Source organism: Streptomyces sp. AC512_CC834 (assembly GCF_019049325.1).
Lineage (GTDB): Bacteria > Actinomycetota > Actinomycetes > Streptomycetales > Streptomycetaceae > Streptomyces.
The window spans coordinates 29145-46146 of record NZ_JAGMUO010000008.1 but is presented as its reverse complement, the minus strand read 5'-3'; the positions used below and the strand labels follow the sequence as shown (position 1 = coordinate 46146).

Sequence of the window (17002 nt, the reverse complement as noted above, 5' to 3'; positions counted from 1 at the left end):
CACAACATCGCCGCTGCCCTACGGCATCACGCACGCGACACCGACCGCCCCATCAACCTGCTCCTGGCGGCGTGAGCAACGACTTTGCCGGGGCCCTGATAGCCGGCCACAGCGGCTACACCCGCCGTTTCGCGGAGCACCTGACCACCCGTGGCGCGCACATCCCGCTGACTCGGGACCCCGGCCTGTGGACGGAGGTAGCTGAGGCCGGCCGCCGTACGGTGTGGATACACACGTACGGCCAGCGTTTCGCGTCGCCACAGCACGGCCGCCCGTCCGGACAGACCCCGAGACTTCCTGTAGCGGAACAACCCATCTGCACCGTCCCCATCGGCGAGGACGGCAGCGGGGTGCCCGACAGCATCTCCTACGACGCGAAGACGCGCACCCTCACGGTCGGAGCCGGCTCCATCGGACCTGTGGCGCCAGAGGTCTGGGACTACCGAATCGGCGGCGTACAGGTGATCCGTAAATGGTTCGGCTTCCGCAAGCACAAACCCGACGTCGAGTGGCAGAGCCCGTTGAACGACATCCTGCCCCCAACATGGCCAGCACGATGGACCGTTGATCTATTGGATCTCATCAACGCGCTCGCCCTTCTGATAGCGCTCGAACCCGAACAGGCCAGGCTCCTGGACGCCGTGAGCGCGGGCCTGCTCATCACCACTCACGATCTCCAGGAGCAGGGCGTCCTACCAGTCCCGCCCTACGCAGCCAAGGAACCGAAGGCACCGCGAGCGTCTCGTCGCGCCCCGGGAGCCGGCCAGAGGACCTTCGATTTCCCGAGCTAAGCCGAGTTCGAGCGGACGCATAGTCCTCGGCATACACCAGGCGAGGGTGGCGGAGACAAGAATGCGGCGATGTGTCTGGAGGTGACCCGCACCGCCACAACGGATCCGCCGTTCCTCCTTCACGCCTTGCTCGAGAACGTGCGGGCCTTGGCCGGGCAAACACTGACAGTGTCGGCGGAGGACACACCACGTCCTCCGCCGTACCGACGTTAGCTGGGTGGCCGCCCTTGGGGAGCCATCTGGGAGCCGACCCGCTCCCCGAGCCCCTTCCAGACCACCCGAGACCGCCGAACACCAGCACCCTGACCAGGCAAAACAGCAAACCAGCAGGTGCCAATCTTGATCGAACCTCATTCGGGACGAAGAGGTCGTGGGTTCAAATCCCGCCACCCCTACAGTGAAGTTCCAGGTCAGGGGCCTGATCCGCTTGGCGGGTCGGGCCCCTGAGTGGTTCCGGAATCCCTCTTGGGGGCCACCCGGGAGCCAACCTAAGGCCCGCCCTGGTCATAAAACCCGTGCCACGGAAGACGGCAGGTGCCGGAGGCAGCAAACCCCGCCGACCCACTCGCCGCCGTCGTCCGTGGCCGCTGGGGCAGGCAGTCCTCCGCTTGCGAACTCGGCGATCTGGGGGAGCGCCCCGTGCCGTAGGCGGCTTCCGCGAGCATGGCTTGTCAGCCCTATTGGGTCAGTGGATGTGGACAACCGAGGAAGCATCCTCCTGCTTCTCGGCGTCGGAGAACAGGAGGGTGGGCTCGGCGAGGATGTCGCGGCCGGCCTCGCTCTTGTAGATCTCGTCGACGCTGCCGAAGCGGGCTTCGGAGTAGTCGAGGTCCAGCAGCGCGGCGGCCTGCGGCTCAGGCAGTACCCGGACTCCGTACCTGTCGTGATCGACCCGAGGTTCGGGCGCGAGAGGCCCGTCGTGGCCGCCAACCGTGTCGCGGTCAAGGCGATCACCGACCTCTGGGAGGCCGGGGAGAGCGTCGAGGACATCGCGTACGACTTCGACATGACGCCTGAGCAGATCGGTGTGCTGCGCCACGCAACGGTGCGTCTTGCCGCCTGACTTCAGGGGCTGACGTCCAGGATGCGTACTGGCTGGCCCTTCCACGTGTGCGGCCTGGTGGTCGCGATCACCGCACCATCCGGCCGGTCGGGGCTGGGCTGGGCCGCGTAAAGCGTGTGCGCGTCGGCCCACGTAGTCGCGCGGGCCACCGACAGGGCAGCCGGCAGGTCAAGGTCGACGATCGCGATACCGGGCAGGGCAGCAATGTGCTCCGCGGTGCCTGGTCGGGCTCGGTCGGCCTCGACCAGCGCACACACGGTTGCGTACAGGAACCAGTCCGGCTCAGCGTGAGCGCGATGGATCAGCCGGGAAGTCAAGGCGTTACCTCGCCCAGCAGCCACCATCGCGCTCTCGTCGAGAAACACATACACGTCACGGGTCACACTGCACCCGCTTCGGTCATACGGCGGTCCAGTTCGGCGTCCAGCTCGGCCTGCTCGTGCTCGTCAGGGTCGTAGCCGTTCCACTTCCGCAGCACTGCCCGTGCCTTCTCCGCCCGCTCGGCCCGCTCGGCCGGGGTGAGCAGGGTATCGGCGAGCCGGGCCAGGTAGGAACGCAGGGACAGCCCCTCCTCAGCAGCTATCTCGGCAAGCCGGTCGCGGGCATCGGCGGGGATACGAACGTTGGCATCGGACATGATGCGAGCTCCTCTTTACTCACCCCGGGTGGGTACGGGTGGGTACGGGTACGTACCCGTAGTGCCATACTAGCCTGCCCGCTGATACCACCGTCCGCTACTTCGCCGCGGGCGCCCAGAGGGCGGCCACGATCTCCATCTGCTTGAGGACGAGGTCGACCGCCTCGCGCTCCTCCTCAGGCGGGTAGTCGAACATCGCCGGCACGCGGCGGATGCGGGTGCGGAGCTTGGCGCGGACGGGCTCGCGGGAGAGCCAGTCGACGGAGAGGTTCTTCTGGATGTCCTTGACGAGAGCACGGGCGATCTTGGCGAGGGCGTCGTCGCCGCCCTCCATCGGCTTCGCCATGTCGCGGTGGGCAACGGCGTCGTAGAACGCCAGCTCCGCATGGTTGAGCGGCAGCACTCTGTCGACCTGTCAGCTCCCGGCGCGCCCCCTCTAGAATGGCATGGCCACGTTCGCCGGAGCAGAGCCCAGTGAGCCCCGGAGAGCAGGAGAGCAGGGGGCGGCCGCCGCGTCGGGGCGAGGGCCGCCGCCAGGTGGGACGGAGCGTCAGCGCAACAAGGGGGGCCGGTGGCGAGGCGGAGCTGGAGTGAGGGCGGCGGCGCCGTTCGTATGGCTTTACGTGCGGTGTTGGCCGGCGTCACGGGCAGCGTGATCGGTATTGCCGCGTACTCGATCAGCCAGACCGGCGGGCAGCGGCTGTCGGTCATCGTGGGGTGTCTCATCGGCGTCGCCGTAGCCCTCGGACTGGAGCTGTACCGCAGGTCCGCCCAGCTCACAGAGGTCCGCCTCGTCCTCCTCGGCAACGAGATGTCGTTCACCACCAAGACGGACATGCGCCAGGCCGCGCAACGGATGTTCTTCCAAGCCGCCACCCGGGTCGCCACGCGCCCGCTGGAGGACGGCAGCGGGAACCTGCGCGAGGCCCTGACCTCCCTCAAGACGCTGTTCGACCTCTATCGCGAGCCCCTGGAGGGTCACACGACGCCTCCTCCCCCTGCCAAGGGGGACTCGGTGTACGAACTGGCTCTGGACATCCTCAACTTCGAGCTCGCTCCGTTCCTGGCCAAGTGGCACCCCGGCCTGAAGGACTTCGAAGACCACCACCCCGACCAGGACGAGTCCGAGTGGCCGCAGAACGCCGCGTTCCGCGCGGAGCTCCGCCAACTGCAGGAACGGCTGCGGCCGTACGTGATCGGGCTCGGTGACATCGCGGGCATCCGGGATCCGGAGCGGCATCTGCGCCCTTCGGGCCGCTCCACGCAGGCCGGTCCCCCGGTGCCGCGACAGGACGGGGCGAGACCCGGCCCGCGGGAATGACGGCGCACCGGACGACCTCGCGCAGCGGACGCGGTGTCGCATGATGGCAAGGTGACGATCTTCATCGTGCAGGCACTTCGTGGGTCGGCCCCGGACGACCAGGCAATCTGCTCACCCCCCCCCATCGATTTTTCGAACGTCGAGAGGGACGGGAGGGTCGAGAGGGGCGAGAGGGGCGAGAGAGAGGGGGCAGGCCGTCGGCTGAGGTCCCTACGAGGAGGCGGAAATGATCACGCCCGACGCCTCCGGGCCGGAGTGGGACGTCTTCGTCAGTTACAGCCGGTCCGACTCCGGCAAGGTCAGCGCGCTGGTCTCCGCGCTCCAGGCACGCGGCCTGCGGGTCTTCGTCGACGACACCGCTGTGGACGACTTCGCGTCCATCACCGCCACCATCACGGAAGCGTTGGCCCACTCCCGGATACTGCTCGCCCTGTACTCGGCGGACTACCCGCAACGGCGAGCGTGCCAGTGGGAGCTGACCTACGCGTACCTGACCGGACAGCGCGAGGGTGATCCCCGCCGGCGGACACTCGTACTCAACCCGGAACCCGCCTCCGACCACGTGCACCCGGTCGAACTGCGAGACGCCCGGCACTGGCCCTGGCCCACCACCCCCGAGGGACTCGACCGCCTCGCCGCACGCGTGGCCGACCACGTGGAGACCGTCGCCACGTTCATGGGGGACGCGGCGGACGCGCCCGTCGTTCCGTGGCTGCCCGCGCCGGCCCGCACGGGGTCGTTCCGTTTCACCGGCCGCCTGCCCGAGCAGTGGCGCATCCACACGGCCCTCCACCGTCACCGTGCTCCACTGGTCGCACAGGCCGGCGGAGGACGCGGCGCGCAGGTGCGCGGCATGCCCGGTCTTGGCAAGTCGCTGCTTGCCCAGGAATACGCCCTGCACTTCAGTTCGGCCTTTCCCGGCGGCGTCTTCTGGTTCGACCTGCACCCGTACGAAGGGGCGCCCTCGGAGGCGATGGAGTCCTACGCGGAACAGGTCTCCACGGTGCTGGCGGCTCTCCGGGTGACAGTTTCGAGGTCCTCGGCGTCCTCGGCGTCCTCGCTGCCCGGCCTGCTCAGCCACCTCGCGGTCGCGCTGGGAGAGCGCAAACTGCCCTGTCTGTGGGTGGTCGACGGCGTTCCCGACGGACTCACCGCGGACCAGCTCAACCTCCTGCGCGGCCCGCACCTGCTCACGGCCACCTTGATCACGACACGGTCCCTCCGGTACACGGCCTTCGCCGAGTGCGTCGACATGGCCCCGTTGTCGGACGCCGACGGCTACCGCCTCCTCACCTCCCGCCACGTGCCCCAGCCCCACGACGAGTTGGAACACGCTGCCGCTCTCGCGCTCGTCCGTGATGTCGGCGGGCATCCGGAGGCGCTGGATCTGCTCGCCGACCTCACGGCCACCAGTGGCTTCATCGACGTACGCAATCGGCTGCACGGCCACGGGCCGGACGTGCTGGCCACCCGCCGATCGGTGTCCGGCAGCGGCGCGCCGGCGCGTCGGCCACTCGCGACGGCCTTGCTGCCGAGGCCGCTGTCCGGTGCGGATCCGGCTGACGACGTCTTGCGGCTGCTTGCTCTCGCCTGCCCGGCGCCGCTGTCCCAAACAGCCCTGGAGGACATCCTGTCCTCCATCGGCCCCTACGACCCGTGGGACACGGGAGCCCTCGTCTCAGAGGCCGTGGAAGCACTTCGCGGCTCCGGCGCGCTGCGGCACGAACCGCTGCGCGACCGGTCCTGGACCATCCATCCGCTGCTCGCCCGGGCCGTACACCGCCATGACACGAACGTGGCCCGTCAGGAGGACCTCCGTCGCGTTCTCCTGCATACGCTCGTTCCGGACACCTCGGCCCGGATCCCGGTTCCGGACCGGCCTGCGGCGACGAGTCTCCCCGAGGCTGCTCGGCTCTCGACCACTGCCCCGGTCGGCACCCGCCCCAGCCCGCTGGAGCGGGCCGCGGCCTTCGACCTCCAGGTCGAGCTGGTCACCCGAGTCGGTGTCCAACCGCTTCCCCGGGACCACGGCTCCCTGCGGGAAGCACTGACGTCCCTGCACTCGCTGTTCGCCACGACACGCGAGCTGCTCCACCGGGTCGCGACCGAAACCGCCACCCCGCTGACTCTTCCCGGCATCGCCGCACGATTGACCAACACGCACCTGCGTCCCTTCCTCACGACCTGGCACCCGGCGCTCCAGGAGCACGAGGCCGTTCGACCACCGGAGGTCAGCCCGGTCGAACATGAAAGGCGGTGGAAACGCTCCCCCGACATGCGCGCCGATCTGGCCGAGCTGCAGCAGCCGCTCACCAGCGTCGCCAAGGACCTCGCCGGGCTCTGCGGCATCGACCTCCTGGCCGCTTCTCCACCCGGTGAGTGAACTGGACTGGAAGTGAACTGGACCCGAACTGAGCACCGGGCGTCGGCGGCCGTTCAGGACCGGTGGGCCCAGGGGATGGATTCGAGCAGGCGCTCCAGCCGCAGTTCGCCGTCGCGCGTCTGCCCGCCGTGGTCCATCACCACGCGCAGCCGGTCGACGACGTCGTCCGGGGAGGGGTAGACCTTCGCGTGGGCGGCCGCCTCCTGCGCCAGGTCCGGCACGGGGCCGCTCGCCTCGGCCGCGTCCAACGCCTCCTTCGCCGCGGCCGCCACGCCCTCGGGCAGGGCGGCGATGCGGCGGGCGAGAGCGTCGACGAACGCGTCGAGGTGTTCGTCCGGCATCGCGCGGTTGATCCACCCGTAGCGCTCGGCGGTGGTGGTGTCGAACAGTTCGGCGCCCAGGACGATCTCCAGGGCACGGGCCCGGCCGACCAGCCGGTTGAGGTACTGGGTGCCGCCCCCGCCGGGGAAGATGCCCATCAGCGACTCCGGCTGGGACAGCCACGTCCGGTCCGCGGCGGCGAACCGCATGTCCGCGGCCATCGCCAACTCGGCGCCGCCCGCGCGGGCGTAGCCGCGCAGCTTCGCGATCGTCACCTGCGGGAGTGTGCGCAGCCGCTCGTTGAGCTGCTGGAGCGGGTTGAGGGCCGGGTCGGCGTCGGGGTCGGCCAGGGCCATGAGGGTGCTCGGATCGAAGGACCACTCGAAGTCCGCGTGGGCGGAGAAGAACTCGGGGTTGGCCGACTGGAGGATGATCACGGCGATGCCCTCGTCTGAGGCCACCTCGTCGGCGAACGCCTTGAGGTCACCGGCCAGTGTGGCGTCGACGGTGTTCACCGGCGGGTTGTCGATGGTCACCCGGGCGATCCGGTCCTCCGCGCGGACCACCAGGGACTTGTAACCGCTGTAGCTCATCGCTGTGCTCCTCATGCTCCTTCGGGCAGGCGCGGCACGCCGTCCGCCGTCGTCCGCCCTCGTTGTTTAGTGGGTGTTACAGAAGGACCGTAGCACGTTCTCGGCACGTTGTTTAGCGTGCGCTACAGTTTGCGTATGACAGGCAGACCGAGGACGTTCGACAAGGACGCGGTACTCCGGATGGCCATGCGCGCGTTCTGGGAGCGCGGATACGACGGAGTGAGCGTCGCGCAGGTGTGCGCGGAGGCGGGGATCGCCGCGCCGAGCCTGTACGCGGCCTTCGGCGACAAGAACGCACTGTTCGAGAAGGCGTGCGCGCTGTACACCGCGCACCTGGACGAGGACCTGGAGCGCGACCTGTCGGCGCCCACGGCACGTGAGGCGATCGAGCGTCTGCTGCGGTCGTCGGCCGAGCACTTCACCGCGTCCGGGCAGCCCCCCGGCTGCCTCGTCATGGGGGAGCCGCGGCTCGCCGAGCGGCGCGACAGGACACGTGGCATGATCCGGGCGCGTCTGCGCCGGGCCGCCGCCGAGGGGGAACTCGCGTCCGTCGCCGAGGCCGACGGGATCGCCGCGTTCGTCGACACCGTACTGACCGGCATGGCCGCCGGGGCGCGCGACGGTGCCGACCGGGCCCGGCTCCTGGACGCGGCCCGGTACGCGGGCCGGGCCTGGCCGGCGTAGCACCGCCCTCGTACCCGGCCCCGCCCTCGTACCCGGTCCCGGGCTCAGCCCCGGCCCCGGGCTCAGCCCCGGGCTCGGGCTCGGGCTCGGGCTCGGGCGCTGCGGGCGCCGCCGGACCCTGCGGCGCCAACCCGCCGGCCGGCGTCAGCGGTGGAGGGGGTTGCCGTCCGAGTAGACCGGTCGTATAGTTCTGGTGTCGGAACACGGCAGACACCCAACTCCCAGAAGGGGCAGCCATCATGGGACGCATCAAGGTCGGCACGGAGAACAGCACCGACATCGAACTGCACTACGAGGACAAGGGAACGGGGCAGCCGGTCGTCCTGATCCACGGTTACCCGCTGGACGGCAACTCCTGGGAGGGTCAGATCCCGGCCCTGCTGGCCGCCGGCCACCGGGTCATCACCTACGACCGGCGCGGCTTCGGCAAGTCCAGCCAGCCCTCCACCGGTTACGACTACGACACGTTCGCCGCCGACCTGCACACCGTGATGGAGACCCTCGACCTGCGCGACGCGGTCCTGGTCGGCTTCTCGATGGGCACCGGTGAGGTCGCCCGCTACCTGTCCGTCCACGGCTCCGGCCGGGTCGCCAAGACCGTTTTCCTCGCGTCGCTGGAGCCGTACCTGGCCATCACCGACGACAACCCCGACGGCGCAGCCCCGCTCTCCTTCTTCGAGGGCGTCTCCGAGGCGGTGGAAAAGGACCGTTACGCCTTCTTCACCGGCTTCTACGCCGACTTCTTCAACCTCGACGAGAACCTGGGCACCCGGGTGAGCGAGGAGGCCGTGCGCAACGCCTGGAACGTGGCGGCCGGCGCGGGCCCGATCGCCTCGGCCGCCGCCCCGCTGACCTGGCCCACCGACTTCCGGGCGGACATCCCCCGCATCGACGTACCCACCCTGATCGTGCACGGCACGGCCGACCGAACCCTGCCCGTCGACGCCACCGGACGCCGTTTCGCCAAGGCCCTGCCCGCCGCCAGGTACGTCGAGATCGACGGTGCCCCGCACGGGCTGCTCACCACCCACACCGCCGAGGTCAACGAGGTCCTCCTGGACTTCCTCGGCCGGTGACGCGCCGGGCCGCGCCGGTCCTGGCCGGGCCGGCTGGCCCACGGAGCGCAGTAGACGACTGGTCTAATCGACGGTACAGTGAGTCACATGGCAGCCGTTCAGGGCGACACCCGTCGCAGCATTCTCGACGCCGCGCAGCGGATCATGTCCCGCAAGGGGTTCTCCGCGGTGGGCATCAACGAAGTCCTCACCGCGGCCGGGGTGCCGAAGGGCTCGTTCTACCACTTCTTCGGATCCAAGGACGCCTTCGGCGAGGCGATGATGCGGGCCTACTTCACCGACTACCTGGCGGACATGGACCGCGTCCTCGCCGAGCCGGACCTGACCTCGGCAGAGCGGCTGATGAACTACTGGCGGAACTGGCGCGAGACGCAGAGCCTCGACGAGTGCCAGGGCAAGTGCCTGGCCGTGAAGCTCGGTGCGGAGGTCTCCGACCTGTCGGAGTCGATGCGGCTCGCCCTGAAGGAAGGCACCACCGCCATCATCGACCGACTGGAACGGACGATCACGACCGGCCTGAAGGACGGATCGATCGCCGTCACCGGCAGCCCCCGCGACACCGCGCAGGTCCTGTACGACATGTGGCTCGGAGCGAGCGTCATGGCCAAGATCCACCGCGACATCGGCCCGCTGGACACCACGACGCGGGTCACCCGTCAACTCCTGCACCTGTAAGACCTGAACCCGAACCTGGGCCGACCCGGCCTCACTGCCGTCATTCCGTTCGTCTCGGTGGAGACGACCGGTCTACTCAACAAGGAGTCACCATGAAGGTCCTCATCGTCCTCACCTCGCACGACCAGCTCGGCACCACCGGCCGTAAGACCGGCTTCTGGCTGGAGGAACTCGCCGCCCCCTACTACCGCTTCAAGGACGCGGGCGCCGAAGTCGTCCTCGCCTCCCCCAAGGGCGGCAGGCCGCCGCTGGACCCCAAGAGCAACGAGCCCGGCTTCCGCACCGACGAGACCCGCCGCTTCGAGGCCGACTCCGAGGCCGAGGCCGCCCTCGCCCACACCGTCCGCCTCGACACCGTCTCCGCCGACGACTTCGACACCGTCTTCTACCCCGGCGGCCACGGCCCGCTGTGGGACCTGGCCGAGGACCCCGCCTCCGTCCGCCTGATCGAGACCACCCTGCGCGCGGGCAAGCCCCTCGCCCTGGTCTGCCACGCCCCCGGCGCCCTGCGCCACGCCACCAACCCCGACGGCACACCCCTCGTACGGGGCCGGAAGGTCACCGGCTTCACCAACGAGGAGGAAGCCGCCGTCGGCCTGACCGAAATCGTCCCCTTCCTCGTCGAGGACGAACTGAAGCGACTCGGCGGCGAGTACTCCAAGACCGACGTCTGGCAGCCCTACGTCCTCACCGACGGCCTGCTCGTCACCGGCCAGAGCCCGGCCTCCTCCGGCCCCGCCGCCGACGCCCTCCTCACCCTCGTCGCCGAGGTCGAAGGGGGTCGTGCATAGCGAGCGCCTCGACAAACACTGCCGGGCGCACAGACGAGTGACCCCGCCGGGCCCGGACGCCCGCACGGCCCCGGCCCGGCGGGCTCGCGGGGCCCGGCGCTCTACGGCGGCCCGACACGGTGCTTCCCGGCCGCCGGGAAGCACCCCGATCGCAACCCCACGCCTGCTCAGGCCGGCGCCCGATCAAGGAGAGTGACGCAATGGACGCAATGGACGCAACGAAGGTCTTCATCGTAGGCATCGCCGGCGGCGTCGGGAGTCGTCTGGCCCGTCTGCTGACCGTCGCCGGTGACCGGGTCGACGGGCTCTACCGCCGCTCTGAACAGGGCGAACGCCTCGCGGCCGACGGCATCCATGCCACCCACGGTGACCTGACCCGCCTCGACGCCCCCGCCCTCGCCGGCCTGCTGCACGACACCGACGTCCTGGTCTTCGCCGCCGGCGCCGGAGGCGAGGGGGGCGCCGGCGCCACCAGCGCCATCGACGGTGCCGGCCTGACCACCGCCATCGAGGCAGCCCGCCTCGCCGGTGTCCGTCGCCTGCTGCTCGTCTCCGTCTTCCCCGAAGCCTGGCGCGATCGCGAAAGGTCCGACGCCTTCGAGCACTACATCGACGTCAAGAAGAAGGCGGACGTCGAACTCGCCGCCACCGACCTGGACTGGGTCATCCTGCGCCCCGCCGCCCTCACCGACGACGCGGGCACCGGCCGGATCAGCCTCTCCCCCGCCCTGATCCACACCCGGATCGCCCGCGACGACGTCGCAGCCACCCTCGCCGAGCTCGTCCACGCCCCACGGATCCGCCGCGAGATCCTCGAACTCACCCAGGGCCCGGACCCGATCAGCGACGCTGTCAGTCGGCAGATCCGGGACTGACATCTGGGTGAGCCGACCGGCTACTTGAGGTCGATCATTCGGACCGGCTGCCCGGTGGTGCGAGCGATGGTTTCGAAGTCACGGTCGTAGTGCACCAACGTGAGTCCCGCTTCCTCCGCGGCCGCGGCCACGAGAAGGTCGACGGGTCCGGCGCTGCGGTGCTCGCCCTTGGCGGTGAGCTCGCGCTGGACGACGCGGGCGCGCCGGTAGATGCCGTCGGGCATGGGGCACCAGGTGAACCGGTTCAGCAGTTCCTGGACGACCTCGCGGTCCTTAGCCGAACGTGCGGAGTAGAGGACTTCCAGCTCGGTGAGGTCACACAGGGCGATCAGCCCGGCGCCCGTACTCTGTTCCCACTCTTCGGTTGCCTGACGCAGCAGAACGCGAGCCAGGGCCGACGTGTCGATGAGGTAGTCGGCAACGCTCACCGGGCGGAACCGCCTCGATAGTTGCGCTTGTCCAGAAGGAGTCCGACGTCAAGGGCGCCTTCATCCGCGAGATCCTGCAGCTCATGCAGGGCACGCAGGCGACGGTTGCGGGCGACGACCTCACGTAGGGCCGTGTTGATGGTGTCCCGCTTCGTGGAAGTGCCCAACTCCTCCGCCGCAGCTTCCAGGGCGTCGTCATCGAGATCAATGACGGTTCTGCTCACCAGCCCCACCTCCGTATACATTGGACAGAGTATCAATATACATGATCGAATGTATATTGAGAGCTCGGGCCAGTTCCGCGCCTTCCGGGACGCCACCTGGCTGCACCATTTCGGGTGTTCCACGGGCCTGCCGGGAGGACGGTTACTGTGTCACGCTGATGCCCTTGGAGTCGGCTGGAGAGCATCAGGGGGCACAGTTTGCGAGCCATGCGGATCAGCATCGCCGTCGCCGCGGGGGATCTCGACGCCGAGGGGCTGGACTCCCTGACGCGGGAGCTGGAGGAGGAGCTGCTCCTGCTCGACGCGGCCGACACGGTGTCGCGGCCCGAGGGCGACACGGCTCCGGCGGGCGCCAAGAGCGGGACAGTCACGACGGTCGGTGCCCTGGTCGTCACCGGAGTGTTCTCGCCAGTGGCGATGAAGGCGCTGGTCGGCCTGGTGAGCGAATGGCGGCAGCGGGCGCAGGCACGGCGAGTGGAACTCGTCGAGGGCGATGACTCGTTGATCGTCGAGGGCGTTTCGGCAAGGAAGCAGAACGAGCTCATCGACGCGTGGCTGCAGCGGCGGTCCGGCGACGACCCGCAGCCGTAACCAGTCGGTTGCCGGCAGTCGGCAGCCAAGAGGAGAGAGGCCTTGAGCCGCGTCGCCCTGCTCGTCGCCACCACCGACTACATCGACCCCGAACTGAGCCGCCTGCGCTCACCCGCGTCGGACGCACGTCGTCTGGCCGCGCTCCTGGAGGACGAGGCGATCGGCTACTTCGACAGCGTCGTACCTCTGGTCAACGACTCCAAGGCGGAGATCGAGGAGCACGTCGAGCGGACGCTGCAGGGTCTCAAGCCCGACGACACACTGCTCCTCTACATCTCCTGCCACGGCCTCCGTGACCGGCACGCACGCCTCTTCTTCACGACTCTGCGCACCAAACGCGATCTGCCCGAAGCGACAGCGGTCTCCGCGCGGTTCGTGGAGGAACAGATGACCCGCTGCCGCGCCCGGAGCAAGGTGCTCCTGCTCGACTGCTGCTTCGGCGGTACCTATGTACAGGGGATGACGCCCTTCGCGGCCGACGACGGCCAGTTGTCGCAACAGGCGGCCGGCAAGGGCACGTACGTGATGACCGCCTCGGACCGCCTGGAGTTCGCCTTCGAGGGTGAGACGGTGAAGAGCCGCTCGGGGGCGTACCACTCCGTGTTCACCGAAGCGGTCATCGACGGTCTCAGCACCGGCCGCGCCGATGCCGACAACGACGGTGTCATCACGGCGCACGAGCTGTTCCAGCACATCGAACACCACGTCAAGGAGAGCGGGGCCCCGCAGACCCCGACCGAGTTCCGGTCCGGCGTACAGGGCAACATCCCCCTCGCCAAGGCCGCCCTGTGGCACCGCGGCCGGGACGCCGGGACCGACCCCTTCACCGGCGACGGCCTCACTCTCGGAGACCTGCTGCCGACGCTCGCGGCCGACCACGAGCGCGGGCTGTGCGCGCCGGACTGGCCGCCCAACGGGCAACTCGCGGTGCCTCTGGGTCGGATGTACGACCCGGTACGGGGCCTGCAGGAGACCCTGACCGTCGATCTGTCCGGAGGCGCGCCCCACGTCGGAGTGGTGGGCAGCCAGTGGAGCGGCAAGACCTCGGTCCTGCAGACCCTGGCCTGCTCTCTGGCTCTGACGCATACACCGGCCGAGGTGCAGATATACGGCCTGCACGGCGAACCGGACGGGCTGGCCCGGCTGAGAGACCTGCCGCACGTCGGGGTGGTGGCCGACTACGCCGACAGTGCCGACGTCCGTCTCCTCGTGGACGGAGTCATGGCGGCCCTGAACCGCCGCGAGAAGCTCTGCGCCACGCTACGCATCCGCTCCCCCAAGGTCTTCCGGCACAAGCGTCTGCAAGGCGCGCTGGAGGGCGAGTCGTACGGCGAGGTGTTCCTTCTCGTCGACTCCTGGCGGGACTTCATACGTCAATACCCCGAGGAGTCCCGTCAACTCTTGCGCGTCGCACGGCAGGGCGTCTACTACGGCATCCACCTGGCGGTCTCCGCGGACCGGTGGGGCGACCTGTCCGAGGACCTCCTGGCGCACCTGGGGACGTGGCTCGAACTCGCCCTGGTCCAGCCACGCGAGTCCCTCATCGACAGCGACCTCGCCGGTGACATCCCACCCGGGCAGCCGGGCTACGGACTGACCCGGGGACGGCGCTACGTCCGGCTCGCCGCTCCCGCCCTTGCCCGCGTGGAGGACGAGGCGGAGACCGAGGACGGCGCGGCGCCCAACTCCGGCTCTTCCTACGAGGGTGAGGTACTCGACGACTTGGTGCTCGCGGTCGCCGGTGCCTGGCGCGGCCCGGCCGCGGTCCCGCTGAGCGCCTCCGGCCGGAACGACGACGTCAACGGGCTCCTGGACCTGTTGCCTCCACCGCCACCCTGGGGCCGGGACACCGCCCCGCCGACGGACGCTCGGGTCACGTTGCCCGACCCGGCCACTGCGCCGGTCGGATCCGCGGTTCACGTCGGGTCCCAGGCTTCGGTCCACGCCACGGTTTCGGTCAGCGCCACGCAACCCGCCCAGCCGCTCACCGCCCCGGTGGGCATCGGAACCAACGGTGCCCCGGTCCTGCTGGACCTGCGCGATGCCTCACAGGGGGGCTGGGGACCGCACGGTCTGTGCGTCGGAGCGACCGGTTCCGGCAAGTCGGAGCTCCTGCGGACCCTGGTGCTCGGCCTCGCCGCCACGCAGCCCTCCGACACGCTCAACTTCGTCCTGGTGGACTTCGTGGGCACTGCGACGTTCACGGGAATGGAGCGGCTGCCCCACACGGCGGCGGTCGTCAACGGCCTGGCCGGCGAACCGGCCCTGGCCTCGCGCATGGCCCAGGCCCTGAGCGGAGAACTCGACCGTCGTTTCGAGAAGTTGCGCGGATCGGGCAACTACGCCAACATCCGCGACTACGAACGGGCCCGTTCAACGGGTGCCGCACTCGCGCCCCTGCCGACGCTCCTCCTGGTCATCGACGAGTTCGCGGAACTGCCGGACCTCGCGCCCGCCCTCCTCGACACGCTCGTCCAGGTCGGCCGCGTCGGCCGCTCCCTGGGTGTCCATCTGCTGCTGTCCACGCAGCGCATGGCGGCCGGCCGTCTGAAGGGCCTGGACACCCACCTGTCGTACCGCATCGCTCTGCGGACCTCCTCTGCGGAGGAGTCACGCGCCGTGCTCGGCGTTCCGGACGCCTACCAGTTGCCAGCCGTTCCCGGCGCCGGGTATCTGAAGTACGACGAGGATCACATGGTCGGCTTCCGCGTCGCCTACTCTTCCGGCCGGCTCGCCGGAGACGCGCGGTCTGCCAACGGAGACTCCCCCATGGAGGTCGTCCTCAATCGCCTGGAGGGACAGCAGCCACCCGCCCACCAGGTGTGGCTTCCCCCGCTGAAGAGCCCGTCCTCGCTCGACACCGTGCTGGCCGGTCTCTCCCCGCTGCTGTCCCCGAATGCGGCAGGCTTCGCGTCCCTGTCCACGGGCCCCCGCCTCGTCGTCACGATCGGCATCATCGACCAGCCCTTCGAGCAACGACAGGCGCCGCTGTACCTGGACTTCAGCGGCGCGGCCGGGCACCTCCAGGTCGTGGGCGGTGCCCGGTCGGGCACGTCGACGCTGCTGCGCTCCCTCATCGCGTCCTTCGCCCTCACCCACGCCCCGGACGACGTGCAGTTCTACGGCATCGACCTCGGTGGCGGCGGTCTGTCGGCCATGGACGCGCTGCCGCACGTGGGCGGCGTGGCCACACCCCTCGACCCGGAGCGGGTCCGGCGGACGACGGCCACGGTGCACGACGTCCTGACCCTTCGCGAAGCGCGGTTCCGCGAGTCCGGCGTCTCCTCGATGAGCGAGTACCGTCCGCAGCGGGACACGGCGGACGACCCGTGGGGCGACGTCTTCCTGGTCATCGACGGATGGCGGGAGTTCTGCCAGGAGTACCAGGTGTTCGTGCCGCTCGTTCAGGACATCGCGACACGCGGCCTCGCCTACGGAGTCCATCTCGTCCTCACCGCCTCGCACCCCGCGGACGTCGAAGGGCGCGTCAAGGACTGCCTGGGCACGCGCCTGGAACTGAGGCTGGACGACCCGGCCCTGTCCGAACTGGACTCCGAGGTCGCGGCCGCCGTACCCGGCGACGTGCCGGGCCGTGGACAGACGCAGTCGAGGCAGCACTTCATGGCGGCGGTCCCCCGTATCGACGGGGTGTCCTCCGACACGGGCCTGACCACGGCGACACGATTGCTCGTCGATACCGTCTCCCACCACTGGCCGAAGCCCGGCGCGCCCAGGGTACGGCTGCTCCCACGCATACTCCCGGCCTCGCAGCTTCCTGCCGGGGACACCGAACCGGACCGCGGCGTCGTGTTCGCACTCGATCACGACAGTCTCCAGCCAGTCTTCTTGAACCTGGACCAGGATCCGTTCCTCCTCGTCTTCGGCGAGGTCGAGTCCGGCAAGTCGAACCTGCTGAAACTGCTCGTCAAACGACTTTCCGAGCGGCACGACGAGGACTCCTTCCGGCTGTTCGTGATCGACTACCGCATTTCGCTGCTGGACGCGGTCCCGGGGCACCATCCGGGGTCGTACAGCCTCTCGGAGGTCCCGGCCCGGCAGGACATCGACGCTCTCGCCACGTCCTTGAAGGATCGTCTGCCCCCACGGGACATCACGCCCCAGCAACTGCGCGACCGCAGTTGGTGGGAGGGCCCCGACGTGTACGTGGTCGTCGACGACTACGACCTCGTCGCCACGCCCACGGGCAACCCGCTGATGCCGTTGCTGGAGCTCCTCCCCTTCGCACGGGACATCGGTCTCCGTCTCGTCATCGCCTGTTCCGGCGCAGGTGCGGGAAGGATGGCCTTCTCGGACCCCTTGCTGCCACGTCTCACGGATCTCGGTGCCCAGGGCGTCGTTCTCTCGCGTGGTCCCGACGAGGTCGGGGCGCTGCTCGGCGTTCGGCCCATGCAATTGCCTCCGGGACGGGGCGTGTACGCGTCGCGTCGAGGGGGCAGGCCGTTGGTCCAGGTCGGGCTGGTCGGGGGCGACGGTGACGAGGCACCCGACGACGCGTGAGTGCGGGACCTGTGACCGGTCCGCAGGCCGG

The 17002-nt window shown here is 69.6% G+C and carries 17 protein-coding genes and 1 pseudogene; 11 read left to right on the top strand and 7 right to left on the bottom strand.

What is annotated here, in order from left to right; all coding sequences use genetic code 11:
• Positions 1–71: 71 nt before the first annotated feature.
• Positions 72–791 carry a type ISP restriction/modification enzyme gene (locus tag KUM40_RS01415; protein ID WP_217161930.1) on the top strand — a complete coding sequence of 240 codons (720 nt, stop codon included), beginning with the start codon at positions 72–74 and terminating at the stop codon, positions 789–791.
• Between the two features lie 685 nt (positions 792–1476).
• Here KUM40_RS01415 and KUM40_RS40950 read toward each other — a convergent pair.
• A pseudogene (locus tag KUM40_RS40950) lies at positions 1477–1641 on the bottom strand (adenylyl cyclase); the annotation flags it as partial.
• 33 nt (positions 1642–1674) lie between these two features.
• Here KUM40_RS40950 and KUM40_RS01410 point away from each other — a divergent pair.
• Positions 1675–1854 (top strand): DUF433 domain-containing protein, encoded by a 180-nt coding sequence (locus KUM40_RS01410; protein ID WP_308401034.1) that lies wholly within the window; start codon positions 1675–1677, stop codon positions 1852–1854.
• A gap of 2 nt (positions 1855–1856) precedes the next feature.
• On the opposite strand, the gene KUM40_RS01405 is transcribed toward KUM40_RS01410, so the two are convergent.
• The 3 genes from KUM40_RS01405 to KUM40_RS01395 all read right to left on the bottom strand — a co-directional run bounded on the left by KUM40_RS01405 (position 1857) and on the right by KUM40_RS01395 (position 2894).
• Positions 1857–2198 carry a hypothetical protein gene (locus tag KUM40_RS01405; RefSeq protein ID WP_254394376.1) on the bottom strand — a complete coding sequence of 114 codons (342 nt, stop codon included), beginning with the start codon at positions 2196–2198 and terminating at the stop codon, positions 1857–1859.
• A gap of 35 nt (positions 2199–2233) precedes the next feature.
• Entirely contained in the window at positions 2234–2491 is a 258-nt protein-coding gene (locus tag KUM40_RS01400; RefSeq protein ID WP_217161926.1) for a hypothetical protein, read from the bottom strand.
• Between the two features lie 97 nt (positions 2492–2588).
• Positions 2589–2894 carry a type I restriction enzyme endonuclease domain-containing protein gene (locus tag KUM40_RS01395; RefSeq protein ID WP_308401033.1) on the bottom strand — a complete coding sequence of 102 codons (306 nt, stop codon included), beginning with the start codon at positions 2892–2894 and terminating at the stop codon, positions 2589–2591.
• A gap of 228 nt (positions 2895–3122) precedes the next feature.
• On the opposite strand from KUM40_RS01395, the gene KUM40_RS01390 reads away from it, so the two are divergent.
• Both KUM40_RS01390 and KUM40_RS01385 read left to right on the top strand, forming a co-directional pair.
• Complete coding sequence (locus KUM40_RS01390; protein WP_217161923.1) at positions 3123–3812, top strand: hypothetical protein; 690 nt, start codon at positions 3123–3125, stop codon at positions 3810–3812.
• 226 nt (positions 3813–4038) lie between these two features.
• A complete protein-coding gene (locus KUM40_RS01385; RefSeq protein WP_217161921.1) occupies positions 4039–6195 on the top strand; it encodes a toll/interleukin-1 receptor domain-containing protein in 2157 nt (718 codons plus the stop codon).
• A gap of 53 nt (positions 6196–6248) precedes the next feature.
• Here KUM40_RS01385 and KUM40_RS01380 read toward each other — a convergent pair whose 3' ends face one another.
• Positions 6249–7109 carry an enoyl-CoA hydratase/isomerase family protein gene (locus KUM40_RS01380; protein WP_254394368.1) on the bottom strand — a complete coding sequence of 287 codons (861 nt, stop codon included), beginning with the start codon at positions 7107–7109 and terminating at the stop codon, positions 6249–6251.
• 135 nt (positions 7110–7244) lie between these two features.
• Between KUM40_RS01380 and KUM40_RS01375 the strand changes: the two genes are divergently transcribed.
• From KUM40_RS01375 to KUM40_RS01355, 5 genes are all read left to right on the top strand, one after another.
• Entirely contained in the window at positions 7245–7793 is a 549-nt protein-coding gene (locus KUM40_RS01375; protein ID WP_217161919.1) for a TetR/AcrR family transcriptional regulator, read from the top strand.
• Positions 7794–8032: 239 nt separating this feature from the next.
• The gene (locus tag KUM40_RS01370) at positions 8033–8869 is read left to right on the top strand and encodes an alpha/beta fold hydrolase (protein WP_217161917.1); all 837 of its coding nucleotides are present in this window, start codon (positions 8033–8035) and stop codon (positions 8867–8869) included.
• A gap of 87 nt (positions 8870–8956) precedes the next feature.
• Positions 8957–9544, top strand: coding sequence for a TetR/AcrR family transcriptional regulator (locus tag KUM40_RS01365; protein WP_217161915.1), 588 nt, complete (start codon positions 8957–8959; stop codon positions 9542–9544).
• 92 nt (positions 9545–9636) lie between these two features.
• Positions 9637–10335 carry a type 1 glutamine amidotransferase domain-containing protein gene (locus KUM40_RS01360; protein ID WP_217161913.1) on the top strand — a complete coding sequence of 233 codons (699 nt, stop codon included), beginning with the start codon at positions 9637–9639 and terminating at the stop codon, positions 10333–10335.
• Between the two features lie 200 nt (positions 10336–10535).
• Entirely contained in the window at positions 10536–11210 is a 675-nt protein-coding gene (locus KUM40_RS01355) for an NAD(P)H-binding protein (protein ID WP_254394367.1), read from the top strand.
• A 20-nt stretch (positions 11211–11230) separates the two neighbouring features.
• Here KUM40_RS01355 and KUM40_RS01350 read toward each other — a convergent pair whose 3' ends face one another.
• Together KUM40_RS01350 and KUM40_RS01345 are read right to left on the bottom strand one after the other, a co-directional pair.
• Positions 11231–11638, bottom strand: coding sequence for a PIN domain nuclease (locus tag KUM40_RS01350; protein WP_217161911.1), 408 nt, complete (start codon positions 11636–11638; stop codon positions 11231–11233).
• A complete protein-coding gene (locus tag KUM40_RS01345; protein ID WP_217161909.1) occupies positions 11635–11862 on the bottom strand; it encodes a type II toxin-antitoxin system VapB family antitoxin in 228 nt (75 codons plus the stop codon). Before KUM40_RS01345 ends, KUM40_RS01350 begins: the two co-directional genes overlap by 4 nt.
• A 207-nt stretch (positions 11863–12069) precedes the next feature.
• Between KUM40_RS01345 and KUM40_RS01340 the strand changes: the two genes are divergently transcribed.
• Positions 12070–12453, top strand: a complete 384-nt coding sequence (locus tag KUM40_RS01340) for a hypothetical protein (RefSeq protein WP_217161907.1) — start codon at positions 12070–12072, stop codon at positions 12451–12453.
• 42 nt (positions 12454–12495) lie between these two features.
• Positions 12496–16971, top strand: coding sequence for a type VII secretion protein EccCb (eccCb, locus tag KUM40_RS01335; RefSeq protein WP_217161906.1), 4476 nt, complete (start codon positions 12496–12498; stop codon positions 16969–16971).
• Positions 16972–17002: the final 31 nt, after the last annotated feature.